Origin of the sequence: Bordetella genomosp. 9 (assembly GCF_002119725.1) — a bacterium.
Classification (GTDB): domain Bacteria; phylum Pseudomonadota; class Gammaproteobacteria; order Burkholderiales; family Burkholderiaceae_B; genus Bordetella_C.
Map to the genome: position 1 here is coordinate 863,211 of NZ_CP021109.1, position 13,830 is coordinate 877,040.

The window sequence follows — 13,830 nt, forward strand, 5'->3', positions numbered from 1 at the left end:
TGAACAGCGTCTCGGACACAATGCGCACCGCGCCATGCTGCCGGAACGCGCACGGGTTCGGCGGCGATTTCACGCCTGGGACATCGCCGCGGCGCGTCACGGATCCGATCGGCGCGCCGTTCTGCGGTCCGCTGTCTTTCGGGAGGCGACCTTCCGACCGGCATCGCGGCTCAATGCGCGGCCCGTCGCGCCGTCGCGGCGCGACATCTCCGAATCCAGAATCAGGCGGCCCTGCAATTTGCCGTTCAGTTTTTTCACGAAACCGGATGCCTCGGCCATGTGTTTCGCCATCAGCTCACGCACCGTATTGGCGTCCCCCGCGCGGGCGGCGGCCAGGATGGCCTGGTGCAGGCGTACGTTGGCCTGGCCGAAACGGCGCTGCGTGCGCACCGGCGTATCGTTCTCGAACACGGTGAGCTGGCGCAGCATCGCGTTGATCAACTGGCACAGGAACCGCAGGAAGGGATTCGGGTTCGCCAGGGCCAGGATGTCGTGGAAGTTCAGGTCTTCCTTGCGCTGGGCGACCACGTCGTCGGTCTTGCCGGAGGCCGGGTCGCAGCACTCGATACTGTGCTCCAGGGCGTGGAAATCCGCGTCCGTCAGATAGGGCACGGCGCCGGCCGCGAGTTCCGGCTCGAGCAGCTTGCGCGCCGTATAGATATCGTCGATCGTCACTTCCTTGAAGAACAGATAGTTCTGCAGCAGCTGGAACGTGCGATCAAGCGTCACTTCGACGATACGTCCGCCGCCCGCGGGTCCGGTGCTGATGGTGACCAGACCCTGCACCTCCAGGGACTTCAACGCCTCGCGCATGGTGCTTTTGCTGACGGCGAACAACTGCTGCAGCTCGGTCTCGCGCGGCAGCCTGTCGCCGGGACGCAGGTTGCGTTCTGTGATCAGCCGCTTGATTTCCCCCGCGACCAGATCGGCGCGCTTGGACTTGCCCGGTCCTGCGCGCGCCGCGGCGCCGGCTTCGCGTGCCATGTCTCCCCCTCTTTGCTGAATCGCCCTAGGGTAAATACGCCCGTCATGACGGGGTCCGTCGTGTTGACGCGCCGTATTGGCACCCATATTATCAGTTCAGCCTATTTATCATGATAAATAAGGGGAACGCCTTGAACCGTCGCGATTTGCTCAAACTCGCCGCCCTGGCGGCGCTGCCCGGATCCGTCTCTTTGCGCGATGCCTATGCGCAGGCTGCACAGACGATCCAGTTCGGCTGTCCCGTTCCGATGTCCGGACCGTTCGCGGCAAACGGCAAGTACGCGGACCTCGGCATGAAGCTGGCCATCGAGCAGTATGGCAAGGTGCTCGGGATGCCGCTGGCGTACACGACGCTGGATACCGAAGGCAAGCCGGCCACCGCCGTGCGCAAGGTGCAGGAGCTTGCGCAGCAGAAGGGCGCGCGCTACTTCGCGGGCGGCATACTTTCGTCCGAAGCGCTGGCCATGGGCAAGGAAGTGCAGAAGGCCGGCGGTATCTTCATCACCACCGCGGGGGCCGATGAAATCACGGGATCGGACTGCAACAAGTCCACCTTCCGCTGGTCGGTTCCCACCTACGGCGCCATCGAGCAGACCGTCCGGCCGCTGATCGAGACGCTGCCCAAGGCCAAGCGCTGGTACACCATCACGCCGCAGTACGTGTTCGGCGACGGCCTGCTGAATGCCGCCAAGAACATCTTCAAGGAAAAGGGCATCGAGCACGTCGGCAACAGCTACCATTCGCTGACGGAAAAGGAATTCAGCGGCTATCTGACCAACGCCATGGCGGCCAAACCCGACGTCCTGCTGCTGCTGAACTTCGGTTCCCAGTCTTCCGACGCGCTGCGCCAGGCGGTCAGCTTCGGCATGAAGCAGAACACCACCATTCTGATGGCCTGGGCGTCCGGCCTGGAGCAGTTCGAGTCGCTGGGCGCGGACCTGTGCGAAGGCGTGTACTTCGGCGCGCAGTATTGGCACGGCATCGACAGCCCCGGCAACAAGGACCTGGTCAAGCGCTGCCAGGATGCCTTCAAGTCGAATCCCAATTACAGCCTGGCGGGTTCGTACATCTGCACCAGGATCCTGATCGACGCCATTGCCAAGGCGGGCAGCGCCGATCCGGCCAAGGTCATCGCGGTGCTCGAGGGCATGAAGTACGCGGGACTGACCGGCGAAGAGGAAATCCGCGCGGAAGACCACCAGGTTTTGAAGAACTACTACCTGCTGCGCGGCAAGGGCAAGAAGTCCATGAAGGACAAGGACGACTTTGCCGACATCCTGCACGCCGGCAAATCCTTCCTGCCCGTGGCGCAGACCGGCTGCAAGCTCTGACGACCGTTCGCCGATGTCCCTGGCGCTTCCATGAACGTTTACCTGCTGCAAGTCGTCAACGGCATCGGTATCGGGATGCTGTATTTCCTGCTGGCGGTCGGGCTGTCCATCATCTTCGGGCTGCTGCGCTTCGTCAATTTCGCCCATGGCGCCTTCTATCTGCTGGGCGCCTATTTCTGCTACCAGGCCGTGGCGTGGGGCCTGGACTTCTGGCTGTCCCTCGTTGCCGTACCGTTGCTGGTCGGCGTGCTGGCCTGGGCGGCGGAACGGTCCTTGTTGCGGCGCGTGTACGACCAGCCGCATGAATTCCATATCCTGATCACCGTCGGTCTGGCGCTCGTGCTGCAGGAAGCCGTGATCCTGGGCTGGGGGCCGCTGGGCGACAACGTCGCCACGCCGGACGCGCTGCAGGGCGTGGTGATGTGGGGCGGGTTCATCTACCCCAAGTACCGCCACAAAGGGCTTTGGGGATTGGGCGAGCGCCTGTGGTCCGCACGGCGCGGCGGCGCGTCGCTGCGCGCCGGGGAGAACCGGCCATGATCTCGCCGCACGATTCGCGCGCCAGGCCGGGCGATCACGCGCCCCCCATTCTGGAAGCGCAGGGCATCGTCAAGCGCTACGGCAAATTCACCGCGCTGGCCGGGGTGGACCTGCGCGTGCTGCCCGGCACCGTGCATTCGGTGATCGGGCCCAACGGCGCGGGCAAGACGACCCTGTTCCACACATTGACAGGGACCGTGCCGGTCAGCGGGGGCCGGATCGTGTTCGACGGCCATGACGTGACGCGCGAGCCCGACAACGTGCGCGTGCGCCGCGGCATCGCCCGTTCCTTCCAGGTGACGAGCCTGTTCGCCAACCTGGACGTGCGTGAGAACCTCAGGCTGGCAGCGCAGGGCGCGCATCCATCGGGCGCGTTCGACCTGTGGCACCGTCCCGGCCGCGATCCCGCGCTGAACGAGCGCGTCGATGCGCTGCTGGACCGCCTGGGGCTGCGCGCCCGGGCCGGCGTGGCGGCGGCCGCGCTGTCGCACGGCCAGCAGCGCCGGCTCGAAGTCGGCATGGCGATGGCGGCGCGCCCGCGCGCCATCTTCCTGGACGAGCCCACGTCCGGCATGGGCGTGGACGACCTGGACGAAATGAAGGCCCTGATCCGCGGACTGGCCGCCGACCACACCGTCGTGCTCATCGAGCACAACATGAACATCGTGATGGATATCTCCGATACGGTGACCGTGATGCAGCAGGGGAGGGTGCTGGTGGAGGGGCGGCCGGCGGCGATCCGCGACGACCCGCGCGTGCGCGCGGCCTATCTGGGCAACATGATCACGGGAGGCCGGGCATGAAGCTGGAATTGCGCGACGTCCATGCCTGCTATGGCAAGAGCCACATTCTGCAGGGCGTGTCGCTGTCGGTGGGCGAAGGCGAACTGGTGACGCTGCTGGGCCGCAACGGGGCGGGCAAATCCACCACGTTGAAGACCATCGCGGGCGCGCTGCATCCCGTGCGGGGCGAGATCCGGTTCGACGGGGCGTCCGTGGGCGGCCTGCCCGCGCATCGGGTCGCTGCGCGCGGCCTGTGCCTGGTGCCCGAACATCGGGGGATTTTCCGGCTGCTCACGGTGGAGGAAAATCTGCTGCTGGGCGCGCGGCGCCAATCGCCCTGGCAGCTTGCCGACATCTACCGCATATTCCCGCGGCTGAAGGAACGCCGGCGCAACGGCGGCGCGCAATTGTCCGGCGGCGAACAGCAGATGCTGGCGATCGGGCGAGCCCTGATGAATCATCCCCGCCTGCTGATGCTGGATGAGCCCGTCGAAGGGTTGGCGCCGGTGATCGTCGAGGAGATCGTGGCGCAGTTGAAGTCCATCCGCGAGCAGGGGGTGCCGATACTGCTGGTGGAGCAGAACCTGGAGGTCTGCACGCAGTTGGCCGACCGCCACTACATCATCGAACAGGGCGCCATCGTGTACGAAGGCACGAACGCCGAATTCGCCGCCGACGAGGCGGTAAAGGACCGATATCTGGGCGTGGGCGTCTGAAGGCCCGCATCGGCGGCAGCGGCCGCGCCGCGGCGCCTTCCCGCTGCCGCGCCGCCCCGCCAACACAGCCGTCGCCCCTGGCGGCGGCGTTCATGGGAAACCGACATGTCCGACTCTTCCGCAATCGCTTCCACCCATCGCCCCGTCATGGGCGCCTTGAATTCCGCCGCGGATGCGGCCGGCTCTTCCTTTCTGCCGGAGACGGCGGCCGCCCTGCGGGTTGACGGCGCACGGCTCTGGGATGCGCTGATGACGCTGGCGCGTATCGGCGCCACCGACAAGGGCGGCGTGCGCCGCCTGGCGCTGACCGAGCTGGACGGCCAGGGCCGCGAGCTCGTCATGCAGTGGGCCCGCGCGATCGGCTGCAGCGTACGGATCGACGCCATCGGCAACATCTTCATGCGCCGCGCGGGGCTCCGCGACGATCTGCCTCCCGTGATGACGGGCAGCCATATCGATACCCAGCCCACCGGCGGAAAATTCGACGGCAATTACGGCGTGCTCGCCGGGATCGAAGTCCTGCGCACCTTGCACGACCATGGCGTCCGGACGCAGGCGCCGGTGGAAGTGGCGGTGTGGACCAACGAGGAAGGTTCGCGTTTCGTGCCCGTGATGATGGGCTCGGGCGTGTTCGCGGGCGCCTTCACGCTGGAGCACGCGCTGGCGCAGCGCGACCGCGATGGCATCAGCGTGGCCCAGGCGCTGAAGGCGATCGGGCACGATGGCGCCGAGCCGGTCGGCGGACGTCCCGTCGCCGCGTATTTCGAGGCCCACATCGAACAGGGTCCGATCCTGGAGGCCAACGACACCGTGATCGGGCTGGTCAGCGGCGCCCTGGGCCAGCGCTGGTTCGATGTGACCGTTACGGGGATGGAAGCGCATGCGGGCCCCACGCCCATGGAATTGCGCCACGACGCCCTGCTGGCGGCCGCGGACATCGTGCGCCAGGTCAATCGCATCGCGCTGGATCATGCGCCGCATGCGCGCGGGACGGTGGGCTGCCTGGACACCTATCCGAATTCGCGCAACGTCATTCCGGGCCGCGTGCAAATGACCGTGGACCTGCGCGCCGCCGACGATGCGACGCTGAGCGCCATGGCGAAGGCGCTGCATGCGTACTGCGCCGGGCGCCCGGGCGTCGCGGTGGACGTGCGGGAAGTGGTGTATTTCCCGCCGCAGCCCTTCGACCGGACGCTGATCGGCGCGCTGGCCGAGGGCGCCCGCGCACTGGGGCTGTCCGCCATGGAAGTGGTCAGCGGCGCGGGGCACGATGCCGTCTACCTGGCGCGCGTGGCCCCCACGGCGATGATTTTCGTGCCATGCAAGGACGGCATCAGCCACAACGAAATCGAAGACGCCCGGCCCGAGCATCTGGAAGCCGGCTGCAACGTGCTGCTGCAGGCGGTGCTGCGCACGGCGGGCGTGGCGCTCACGGGGGAGGCCGCGGCATGAAAGTCCTGATCGCGCGCATGAATCACGAAACGAATACGTTCTCGCCCGTTCCAACGCCGCTGTCCGCCTTCGGGCGCGGCGGTCCCGCCTACGGCGACGACGCGCGCCGAGAGAACGAGGGCGCGCGCACGGCGATGGGCGCCTTCATCGACCTGGCGAAGGCGCGCGGCGCCGGCATCGTGACGCCGCTGTCGGCCTGGGCGTATCCCAGCGGGCCCGTGCATGCGGATGCCTACGATGCCATGTGCGCGCGCATCCTGGACGCCGTGCCCGGATGCGAGGCGATATTCCTGGACCTGCACGGCGCCATGGTGGCGCAGAACAGCGACGACGGCGAAGGCGATCTGCTCGCGCGCGTGCGGGCGGCCGCGCCGGGCGTGCCGATCGCGGTGGCGCTGGACCTGCACGGCAACGTGACCGCGCGCATGGTGGAGAACGCGGACGTCATCGTCAGCTTCAAGACCTATCCCCATGTGGACATGTACGAAACGGGCGAGCACGCGGGACGGCTGCTGTGGGAGACGATCGATGGGCGCTTCCGCCCCGTCATGGCATGGCGCCGGCCGCCGCTGATGACCCACACGCTGCGATCGGCCACCGACGCGGGCGCGATGCGCGATGCGGTGCAGGCCGCCCGCGAAGCCGAAACCAGCGGGGTGGCCGCGGCCTCCGTGCTGGCGGGCTTCGGGCTGGCCGATATTCCGCATCCCTGCATCAGCGTCGTCGTGGTGGCGGACGGCGACCGCGCCCTGGCCGAAAGCGTCGCCGAACGCATCGCCGCGCAGATATGGAGGCAGCGCGATGGCTTCGTCTATCGCAGCGAGCCGCTGGCGGATTCGCTTGCCAGGGCGCAGGCCATGGCGGTCGATGCCCGGCGGCCCATCCTGCTGCTCGACCATGGCGACAATTGCAATTCCGGCGGCACCTGCGATACCACCGCCGTGCTGGAAGCGGCCCTGGCGCGCGGCATGAAGGACATCCTGGCCGGTGTGATCTGCGACCCGGAAGCGGTCGCCCACATGATCGAGGCCGGCGTGGGCGCCCACGTCACGCTGCCGCTGGGCAACAAGCGCTCGCTCGCCTTCCTGGGCATCGACGCCAGGCCCATGCAGGCCAGCGGCGTCGTGCGCGCGATCACCGACGGCGAGTACGTGATCACCGGCCCCACCTACACCGGCATGCGCGTGAGCATGGGGCGCACGGCGGTGCTGGATCTGGGCGACGCCCGCGTGGTCGTCTCGGAGCAGACGCACGAACCGTGGGACCTTGCCGTGTTCGAAAGCGTCGGCGAGGATCCGCGCCGCGCCCGCTTTCTGTTGCTGAAGTCGCGCATGTATTGCCGGCCGGTGTTCGTGCCGATCTCGGACGGGCTGGTGGAGTGCGACAGCCCGGGCGTGACGACTTCCGATTACGGCATCTTTCCGTACGCCAAACGGGCGCGTCCGCTTTACCCGCTGGAAGACGCCACGTTCGATCCCGCGCAGCCCTGCGGCTGATGCCGGCGCGGGGCGCGACGCCACGCCGGACGCGCCGCGCTATTCCACGCCCACGAAGCCTTCGGTCTGGCGCCGCCACAGGCGCGCATAGACGCCGTCGCGCGCCAGCAGTTCGGCATGGGTGCCCATCTCGACGATGCTGCCGTGGTCCATCACGACGAGCCGGTCCATGCGCGCGATCGTGGACAGCCGGTGGGCGATCGCGATCACGGTCTTGCCGCGCATCAGCGTTTCCAGGTTTTCCTGGATGGCGGCCTCGACGTCGGAATCCAGGGCCGACGTGGCTTCGTCCAGCACCAGGATGGGCGCATCCTTCAGCAGCACGCGCGCAATGGCGATGCGCTGCCGCTGCCCGCCGGACAGCTTGACGCCGCGTTCGCCCACGTGGGCATCCAGACCGCGGTTGCCCTGCGCGTCGCTCAGGCCAAAGATGAACTCGTCGGCGCGGGCCTGGCGGATGGCGTGCATCAGCGCCTCCTCGCTGGCGTCCGGCCGTCCATACAGCAGGTTCTCGCGCAGCGACCGGTGCAGCAGCGAGGTGTCCTGCGTCACCACGCCGATCTGCGACCGCAGGCTTTCCTGCGTGACCTTGGTGATGTCCTGCCCATCGATCAGGATGCGTCCGGACTCGATGTCGTACAGCCGGAGCAGGATGCTGACCAGCGTGGACTTGCCTGCCCCCGAGGGACCGATCAGGCCGATCTTTTCGCCGGGGGCCACATCCAGGTTCAGCCCGGAGAACACCAGCCCGCCCTTGCCGTAGCCGAAGCCCACGTTCTCGAAGGTCACGCGTCCGCGCCGCACCCGCAGGGGCTGCGCATCCGGGCTGTCGTCCACCACGCGCGGGCGCGCAATGGTCTGCATGCCGTCCTGGACGGTCCCGACGTTTTCGAAGATGCCGTTGACCACCCACATGATCCAGCCCGACATGTCGCTGATCCGCATGGCGAGCCCGGTGGCCAGCGCGATGTCGCCCACCGACATGCGGCCCTGGCTCCAGAGCCACAGCGCGAGCCCGGGCGTGCCGGCGATCAGGATGCCGTTCAGGATGGCGATGGTGAAGCCCATCTTCGTGATCAGCCGAGCGGCGAGCTGGGCCTGGCCGGTCTGTTCCGCCATGGCCTGCCGCGCGTAGTGTTCCTCGCGCTGGCTATGCGCGAACAGCTTGAGCGTGCCGATATTGGTGTAGCCGTCCACGATGCGGCCCATCAGCTTGGAGCTGGCCTCGGAAGCCGCGGCCGACCGCGTCTTCACGCGCGGCACGAAGCGCACCAGCGTGATGACGTAGCCAACGATCCATACGACCAGGGGCAGGGTCAGGCGCCAGTCGGCATCGAAGAACAGGATCAGCGCGCTGCCGGAATAGATCAGCACATGCCACACCGCATCCACCGCCTGCAGGGTGGATTCGCGCAGCGCCACGCCGGTCTGCAGGATGCGGTTGGCGATGCGTCCGGCAAAGTCGTTGTGGAAAAAACCCAGGCCCTGCTTGAGCACGTAGCGGTGGTTCTGCCAGCGCACCAGCGTGGTCAGGCCCGGCGCCAGCGTCTGGTGCACCAGCATGTCGTGCAGCGCCGTAATCGCCGGCCGCAATGCCAGCACCACCAGCGCCATGCCGATCAGCGTCTTGCCGTGTTCGGCGAAGAACGCCATGCTGGGCGTTTCCCGCACCAGGTCGACGATGCGGCCCAGGAAGCGGAACATGGTTACGTCCACCAGCGCGCCGGCCAGTCCGACGCACAGCAGAAACAGGAGCGCGAAGCGCACCTGCTTCAGATAGTGCCGGTAGAAGCGCACGATGTCGTCCGGCGGCGGTTCGTCCCGCGCGGGCCGGAAGGGGTCGATCAGGGTTTCGAAGCGTCGGAATATCGGATGGTGTCGCGTGGATGACATGGTGGAGGGGATGGGGAGTCGGGATGCTGCTGCGGCGTCGTGCGGCCGGAAGCGGGCAAAGGAAGGCGCGGCCGCGCCGTATGTTATCGGCCGATGCGGCGGCTGTCTGCCGCCGAGCGGATTTGTTTCATCGGCGGGCGATAGCGGGTTGAAGGGGCGGCGGATGGGCAGGCGCGCCCGGCGGGTCTGCGGGCGGCAAGCGGAGGGGGAGAACGGAGGGACGGCAGGGATGGGCGGCGCTGCGGCGCCGCCCGCCCGGCATCCGTCAGACGCGGCTTCCGGAACCGGCTTTGATGGCGTAGTAAATGAGATAAAGCGCCGCCAGTCCCACGATGATGTAGATCAGGCGCGAGATCGCCGAGCCGGCGCCGAAGATGGCGGCGACCAGGTCGAAGTTGAACGCGCCCACCAATCCCCAATTCAAGCCGCCGATGATGGCCAGTATCAGGGCAATCCAGTCCAGGGGGTTGAGAGTACGGACGGCCGTGCTGCCGGTGGTGGTGGGTTGGGTCGTGTTCAGTGCCATGGCTCACTATCCTCCCGTCGCAAGGACGCAGGTGCGCGGCATCGTCGGCTTCAGAAGGAAAGCCGGCCGCGAGAGGCCTCGCAGCAACGCACATGCCCGCGTTTGACAGCGCCGCGCCCGGCGCAGTACACCCTTACCGGTTTTGCTCCGCTGATCCCGGCGGCAGGGCTTGCGGCGGAATGGGTCCGCGCCGGCCTGCCGCGTTCCCCTTGCCTTCGGTGTCGGATGCTTCTTTCCTTCGCGCTTCAACAACCCTATCCGGTCGGCGCGGGCATGCCCGCGAATCAGCGCTGGCTCGCCATGCTGGCCATTCTTCTCGGGGTGTGCATGGCGAGCCTGGACACCGCCATCGCCAACACCGCCTTGCCGGCGATCGCGCAGGATCTGAATGCCTCGGAGGCGCATTCCATCTGGGTCATCAGCGCCTATCAGCTATCGATGGTCGCCGGTCTGCTGCCGGCGGCCACGCTCGGCGAGATCGTCGGGCACCGCCGCGTGATGCTGTTCGGCCTGGTGGTGTTCACGCTGGCCTCGCTGGCCTGCGGCGTGGCGCCTTCGCTGGGCTGGCTGGTTGCCGGCCGTCTGGTGCAAGGACTCGGCGCCGCGGCGACGATGGCGGTGAACGGCGCCATGCTTCGCTTCATCTACCCCGACGAGATGCTGGGCCGCGGCGTCGGCCTGAATTCGCTGATGGTGGCGCTGGCCTTTGCGGCGGGGCCGACTGTGGCGTCGCTGGTGCTGACAGTCGCCACCTGGCACTGGCTGTTCCTGATCAACGTGCCCGTTGGCGTGCTGGCCATCGTCTTCAGCTTGCGCGCCATGCCGCCGACACTGCGCAGCAAGCGCCGTTTCGACACCCTGGGCGCCTTCCTGTGCGCGGGCTTCCTGGCCCTGCTGGTGTTCACGTTGAACGAGGGCGCACAACTCGCAAGCTGGCAGGCGATTGCCGCTGCCGCGGCGCTCTGCCTGGTCTGCCTGCTGCTTCTGATGCGGCGGCAGGCTGGCCATCCCGCGCCTTTTCTGGCGGTGGATCTGCTGCGGCGGCCCCTGTTCGCCTTGTCGGCGGCGACCAGCGTCTGCAGCTTCGCCACCCAGTCGCTGGCTTTCGTGTCGCTGCCTTTCCTGCTGCAGAACGCATTGGGCTACACGCAGGTCGAAACGGGTTTCCTGATTACGCCGTGGCCCGCCCTGGTGGCCATCATGGCGCCCATCGCCGGCCGGCTGTCCGACCGCTTCCATGTGGGCGCGCTTGCCGGCGTGGGCCTGGCGATGCTGGCCGCCGGCATGGCGCTGCTGGCCACCATGCCGGCGGAGCCCTCCGTTTTCGGGCTGTGCTGGCGCCTGGCGATCTGCGGGGCGGGCTTCGGGTTTTTCCAGTCGCCCAATGTGCGCGCGCTGATGACGTCGGCGCCGGCCGAACGCGCCGGCGGCGCCAGCGGGATGGTGGGAACGGTGCGCCTGCTGGGCCAGTCGGTGGGCGCGGCGCTGGTCGCCGCCTGCTTTCACGCTTATGGCGGCGGCGGCGCGGTGGTTGCGCTGTGGCTCGGCGTACTGTTCGCTGGGCTGGCCGGCGTGGCGAGCGTCATGCGGTTGCGGTACCGGCCGGGGCCGGGCTGACGCCGGCGGACGGGGCCCGCTGCCGGCGCCAGGCGGCGAGATCGCGGGCCGGCATGGGCCGCGCGAACAGATAGCCCTGCGCCAGGTGCACGCCTTTCTGCATGAGATAGGCGCGTTGCGTTTCGGTTTCGATGCCTTCGGCGATCATCGCCAGTCCCAGCTGGCGCGCCAGACCGATGATGGCGTCCAGCACCACGTTGCCCACCGCTTCGGTGCCGGCGGCGCTGACGAAGGCGCGGTCGATTTTCAGGCAGTAGGGGTCCAGCTTTTCCAGGTAGGCCAGGGAGCTATGCCCGGTGCCGAAGTCGTCCAGCGCCCAGCGCACGCCCAGATCGCGCAACGAGGCCATGTTCTCGCGCAGCGCTGCCGTATCGGGCAAAGGGTGACGTTCGGTCACTTCCAGCACCAGCACGATGTCGCCATGGGCGCGCACCCGCGCCAGCAGCAACTCCACATCCGCCACGAAACGGGTCTCGGCCATATGCTGCCCGCACACGTTCAGCCCCAGGTGGCTGCCGGGCGGCAGATCGAGCGCTTCCAGATCGCCGGCGACCAGGCCGAACATATGGCGCGTCAGGTCGCCGATGATGCCGTGTTCTTCGGCAGCCGCAATGAACAGGTCGGGCCGCACGTTGCCCAGGCGCGGATGGCGCCAGCGCAATAGCGCTTCGACGCCGGACGGCCGACCCGTGCGCAGGTCGATCACCGGCTGGTACGCCACGTGGAACTGGCGCTGGCGCATGCCTTTCCGGATCTCGCCGGGAATCGAAACCCGCCATCCGTAGAGCCGGTAGGCGGCGTAGCCGCACAGCAGGCCGGCCAGGACCAGGAAGGCCGCATAGTGCCGCCACACATGGGCGCGGGCCGCGTCGCGTTCGGTGATCAAGGGCGTGACGCGCACCTCCACGGGGAAAGGCGCCGAGGCCGAGACTTGCGTGTCGGCCGCAACCGGATACGCCGGGCGCTGCCGTTCCCCCGCGTCCAGCAACGGCAGCTGGCGCGGTCCCAGGGTGATGTCGACGTCGTATTTGCCGCCTCGCGCGGCCGCCGTCTTCAGGTCGTAAAGATGCTGGGCGTCCAGGAAGGCCACCACGCCGTCGCCGTCGCGGGGCGCCTGCGCCACCATCACGGCGGGCCGGTCCGGCACGAGCAGGGTGCCGGCCACCGGCGCGATATGCATACCCCGGGGCACGTGCTCCTGCGGCGATATCGCGATCAGCGGCGTGCGCTGCGGCCCGTAATCGGTGGAGCAATAGGCTTCGTCGTTGCGCACCAGCAACAGCGACCGGATGTAGGGCTGCAGCGCCGCCGTTTGCTGGAGCAGCGGCAGCACTTCCTCACAGGGCCGGTTCAGCACCGCCGCCAGGCGCTGGGTGGCGTCGGCCGCGCGCAGCAGGATGTTGTCGATCTGGCGCCGGATGACCGTGGCGGTGACTTCGGCTTCGCCGTCGATTTGCCGCTCGCTTTCATGAAGCACGACAGGCAGGACGAGGAGAAAGGGCAGCGCGGCGGCCAGCGTCGCCACGGCGATGGCGGCGAGCCTGCGGCGAACGGATAAGCGGGTGGGCACGCGCTGCCTCCTTCCAGGGCCCCGGGGCGCCGCTCCGGGCGCGGAGCGGGTGCTGGTATGTCAGCAGAACTCCGACAAAATGTAAATGGCCGTGCCGCCACCATGCCGGTCGGACATTTCCGATGCAGCCGCCGGGATCCCCTACTGGCCGCGATTCCCTACTTGCCGCCAGACACGTCCAGGAACGCCCCCGTGGAATAGGCGGCTTCGGGCGAGAAGAACCACATGATGGCGCCGGCCACTTCTTCCGCCTTGCCGCCGCGGCCCAGCGGGACGCTGTGCTTGACCCGCTCCACCCGGCCCGGCTCGCCACCGCTGGCGTGGATCTCCGTGTCGATCACGCCCGGACGCACGGCGTTCACGCGGATGCCTTCCGCGGCGACTTCGCGGGCCAGCCCGACGGTCAGGGTATCGAGCGCCCCCTTGGATGCGGCGTAATCGATGTATTCCCCGGCCGAGCCCAGGCGGGCCGCCATCGACGACACGTTGACGATGACGCCGCCCTGTCCGCCGTCGCGCGTGGACATGCGCCGCACGGCTTCGCGGCAGCAGGTGAAGGGCGCCACGACGTTCACTTCCAGGATCCGCCGCAGACGCGCCGAATCGATATCGCGCAAGGTGGCCTGCCGCTCCAGGATGCCGGCATTGTTGACCAGGCCGTCGAGCCGGCCGAAGCGCTCGTCCACCGCGGCGAACAGCGCCAGGATGTCGGATTCGACAGCCATATCGGCCCGCACCGCGATGGCCTGGCCGCCCCCCGATTCGATCTGCGCGACCACGTCCTGGGCCGCCTGCGCATTCTGTTTGTAGTTGACGCAGACGGCGTAGCCGCGCTGCGCGGCGAGCAGGGCGGTAGCGGCGCCGATGCCGCGGCTGGCGCCCGTGACGATCATGACTTTTTCCATGCGCGAGTCCCCCGTGGT

General features: G+C 68.1%; 11 protein-coding genes and 1 pseudogene. 7 read left to right on the forward strand and 5 right to left on the reverse strand.

Annotation, left to right across the window (positions count from 1 at the left end; all coding sequences use genetic code 11):
* Positions 1-96 precede the first annotated feature (96 nt).
* Complete coding sequence (locus CAL13_RS04065) at positions 97-984, reverse strand: FadR/GntR family transcriptional regulator (protein WP_086071596.1); 888 nt, start codon at positions 982-984, stop codon at positions 97-99.
* A 131-nt stretch (positions 985-1,115) separates the two neighbouring features.
* Between CAL13_RS04065 and CAL13_RS04070 the strand changes: the two genes are divergently transcribed.
* From CAL13_RS04070 to CAL13_RS04095, 6 genes and pseudogenes are all read left to right on the forward strand, one after another.
* Entirely contained in the window at positions 1,116-2,315 is a 1,200-nt protein-coding gene (locus CAL13_RS04070) for an ABC transporter substrate-binding protein (RefSeq protein ID WP_086073512.1), read from the forward strand.
* Positions 2,316-2,345: 30 nt separating this feature from the next.
* A pseudogene (locus CAL13_RS04075) lies at positions 2,346-2,825 on the forward strand (branched-chain amino acid ABC transporter permease); the annotation flags it as partial.
* A gap of 26 nt (positions 2,826-2,851) precedes the next feature.
* Positions 2,852-3,658: an ABC transporter ATP-binding protein gene (locus CAL13_RS04080; protein ID WP_086071597.1), complete on the forward strand. Its 807-nt coding sequence runs from the start codon at positions 2,852-2,854 to the stop codon at positions 3,656-3,658.
* The gene (locus CAL13_RS04085) at positions 3,655-4,353 is read left to right on the forward strand and encodes an ABC transporter ATP-binding protein (protein ID WP_086056237.1); all 699 of its coding nucleotides are present in this window, start codon (positions 3,655-3,657) and stop codon (positions 4,351-4,353) included. Before CAL13_RS04080 ends, CAL13_RS04085 begins: the two co-directional genes overlap by 4 nt.
* 147 nt (positions 4,354-4,500) lie before the next feature.
* A complete protein-coding gene (locus CAL13_RS04090; protein ID WP_086073513.1) occupies positions 4,501-5,805 on the forward strand; it encodes a Zn-dependent hydrolase in 1,305 nt (434 codons plus the stop codon).
* Positions 5,802-7,301: a M81 family metallopeptidase gene (locus CAL13_RS04095; RefSeq protein WP_086071598.1), complete on the forward strand. Its 1,500-nt coding sequence runs from the start codon at positions 5,802-5,804 to the stop codon at positions 7,299-7,301. The genes CAL13_RS04090 and CAL13_RS04095 overlap by 4 nt, the downstream gene beginning before the upstream one ends.
* 39 nt (positions 7,302-7,340) lie before the next feature.
* Here CAL13_RS04095 and CAL13_RS04100 read toward each other — a convergent pair whose 3' ends face one another.
* Entirely contained in the window at positions 7,341-9,194 is a 1,854-nt protein-coding gene (locus tag CAL13_RS04100) for an ABC transporter ATP-binding protein (RefSeq protein ID WP_086071599.1), read from the reverse strand.
* Between the two features lie 265 nt (positions 9,195-9,459).
* Positions 9,460-9,720: a DUF378 domain-containing protein gene (locus CAL13_RS04105; protein ID WP_086056241.1), complete on the reverse strand. Its 261-nt coding sequence runs from the start codon at positions 9,718-9,720 to the stop codon at positions 9,460-9,462.
* Between the two features lie 273 nt (positions 9,721-9,993).
* On the opposite strand from CAL13_RS04105, the gene CAL13_RS04110 reads away from it, so the two are divergent.
* The gene (locus CAL13_RS04110) at positions 9,994-11,337 is read left to right on the forward strand and encodes an MFS transporter (protein ID WP_232462508.1); all 1,344 of its coding nucleotides are present in this window, start codon (positions 9,994-9,996) and stop codon (positions 11,335-11,337) included.
* Here the strand turns inward: CAL13_RS04110 and CAL13_RS04115 are convergent.
* Both CAL13_RS04115 and CAL13_RS04120 read right to left on the reverse strand, forming a co-directional pair.
* Positions 11,303-12,907 carry an EAL domain-containing protein gene (locus CAL13_RS04115; protein ID WP_086071600.1) on the reverse strand — a complete coding sequence of 535 codons (1,605 nt, stop codon included), beginning with the start codon at positions 12,905-12,907 and terminating at the stop codon, positions 11,303-11,305. The genes CAL13_RS04110 and CAL13_RS04115 overlap by 35 nt on opposite strands.
* A gap of 158 nt (positions 12,908-13,065) precedes the next feature.
* The gene (locus tag CAL13_RS04120; protein ID WP_086073514.1) at positions 13,066-13,812 is read right to left on the reverse strand and encodes an SDR family oxidoreductase; all 747 of its coding nucleotides are present in this window, start codon (positions 13,810-13,812) and stop codon (positions 13,066-13,068) included.
* Positions 13,813-13,830 lie beyond the last annotated feature (18 nt).

What these genes read in the sequence shown, in the direction of transcription:
- CAL13_RS04110 (WP_232462508.1), top strand. Translation starts at nt 9,994, where the DNA reads ATGCCCGCGAATCAGCGCTGGCTCGCCATGCTGGCCATTCTTCTCGGG.
- CAL13_RS04120 (WP_086073514.1), bottom strand. Translation starts at nt 13,812, where the DNA reads ATGGAAAAAGTCATGATCGTCACGGGCGCCAGCCGCGGCATCGGCGCC.
- CAL13_RS04065 (WP_086071596.1), bottom strand. Translation starts at nt 984, where the DNA reads ATGGCACGCGAAGCCGGCGCCGCGGCGCGCGCAGGACCGGGCAAGTCC.
- CAL13_RS04085 (WP_086056237.1), top strand. Translation starts at nt 3,655, where the DNA reads ATGAAGCTGGAATTGCGCGACGTCCATGCCTGCTATGGCAAGAGCCAC.
- CAL13_RS04090 (WP_086073513.1), top strand. Translation starts at nt 4,501, where the DNA reads ATGGGCGCCTTGAATTCCGCCGCGGATGCGGCCGGCTCTTCCTTTCTG.
- CAL13_RS04105 (WP_086056241.1), bottom strand. Translation starts at nt 9,720, where the DNA reads ATGGCACTGAACACGACCCAACCCACCACCACCGGCAGCACGGCCGTC.
- CAL13_RS04095 (WP_086071598.1), top strand. Translation starts at nt 5,802, where the DNA reads ATGAAAGTCCTGATCGCGCGCATGAATCACGAAACGAATACGTTCTCG.
- CAL13_RS04080 (WP_086071597.1), top strand. Translation starts at nt 2,852, where the DNA reads ATGATCTCGCCGCACGATTCGCGCGCCAGGCCGGGCGATCACGCGCCC.
- CAL13_RS04100 (WP_086071599.1), bottom strand. Translation starts at nt 9,194, where the DNA reads ATGTCATCCACGCGACACCATCCGATATTCCGACGCTTCGAAACCCTG.